Consider the following 1,590-nt stretch of genomic DNA (forward strand, 5'->3'; position numbering starts at 1 on the left):
AACATTCCGCACTGATATCTTCTGTATTGAAGACGTCGATGATGCACCCGTATACCATTGACGTCGACACCATCAGATGCGGACCGCGCGGTGACTCCACATTCCGCTGGCGCCCACAGGGCTGCCCTCGTTTCCTGACATGTCCCGCGCGGCCCGCGGCGAGCCGAGACCGCCGCATGACCTAATAGGAGCATGGAGCGATACCGCGGACCCGAACAACCGCATTCTATCGCGCCCCGTCAGTGTGCCGTCTGCCCGGTCCAGGCGAGCACGGAAAGAACGGAGCGAGACATGAGAACCGAATCGACACCCGGCGCCCGCGGGCCGGTCTTCTGCGGGGTCGACACCCACGCCGACTCGCACTGGCTGTACGTCCTCGACTGGAGGGGCCGCAAGGTCCTGTCCCGCCAGTTCCCCGCCGACGCGGCGGGATACGAGGCGCTCGCCGGGGCGATCGCGGCGGCCGGGGAGCCGGCCTGCGTCGCGATGGAGGGGACGTCGTCCTACGGGGCGGGCCTCACCAGGCACCTCGCGTCGCTGGGGATGCCCGTGCGCGAGGCGCTCTCCCCGGCGAGGACGCAGAGGAGGCGCCCGGGACAGGGAAAGTGCGACGAGGCGGACGCGGAGAGGGCCGCCCGCGCGGCGATGTCCGGCTCAAAGCTCGGGACCCCCAAGAGCCAGGACGGGTGGGTCGACGGGGTGCGCTGCATGCTCGCGGCGCGCTCCGGGGCGGTGAAGGCGCGGACCTCGGCGATCAACACCGCGAGGTCCCTGCTCACCACCGCGCCGGAGGGGCTCAGGTCGAGGTTCCGCGGGGTGGCGGGGCCGAGGCTGATGGAGGTGCTCCCCTCCGTGCGCGCCGAGGGCGCGCTGGGCGCCGCACTCGGCGCGCTGGCGGACCTGTGGGCGGCGGCGCGCGACGCGGCGCTCGACATGGAGCGCGCGATCGAGGCGTCCCTGGAGGAGAACTGCCCCGCGCTGCTGGCTATGTACGGGTGCGGGCCCGTGAGCGCGGCCAAGCTCGCGGTCGCGGCCGGGGACAACCCGGGCAGGCTGCGCTCCGAGGCGTCGTTCGCGGCGATATGCGGCGCCTGCCCCATCCCCGCCTCGAGCGGCAAGACCGTGAGGCACAGGCTCAACAGGGGCGGCGACCGGCAGGCGAACAGCGCGCTGCACGAGATCGCGAGGCAGAGGGTCATGCGCGACCCCGAGACCGCCGAGTACGCCGAGAGGGCCAGGGCGCGGGGGAAGAGCGACAGGGAGGTCATGAGGTGCCTCAAGCGCTACGTGGCCAGGGAGGCGTACCGGGCGCTGATGCACCCGCACGAGATCAGGAGGCCCGAGGACGCCTCGGAGCTCGTGGCGGCCAGGCGCGCGGCGAAGGTCAGCCAGGTGAGGGCGGCGTCCATATTGGGAACCAGCGAGAAGTACATCTCGATGCTGGAGAGGGGCCAAAGGGAGCTCAAGCCCATAAGGAGGGCCTACGAGGCATGGGTCGAGGCCGGACTTCCGCTCGATTGGGACAGGCAAGCCTTCGAGGCCGAGCGCAAAATGGATTCTAAAAAACACCTTGCCAAATAGGAGCGTCAG

Annotated in this window: 1 protein-coding gene; it reads left to right on the forward strand. The window is 70.3% G+C overall.

Annotated elements, in window-relative coordinates:
- Positions 1–291: 291 nt before the first annotated feature.
- The gene (locus tag DXB53_RS09800) at positions 292–1,581 is read left to right on the forward strand and encodes an IS110 family transposase (protein ID WP_158552092.1); all 1,290 of its coding nucleotides are present in this window, start codon (positions 292–294) and stop codon (positions 1,579–1,581) included.
- Positions 1,582–1,590: the final 9 nt, after the last annotated feature.

It is taken from the genome of Collinsella sp. OM04-5 (assembly GCF_003439125.1).
Lineage (GTDB): Bacteria > Actinomycetota > Coriobacteriia > Coriobacteriales > Coriobacteriaceae > Collinsella.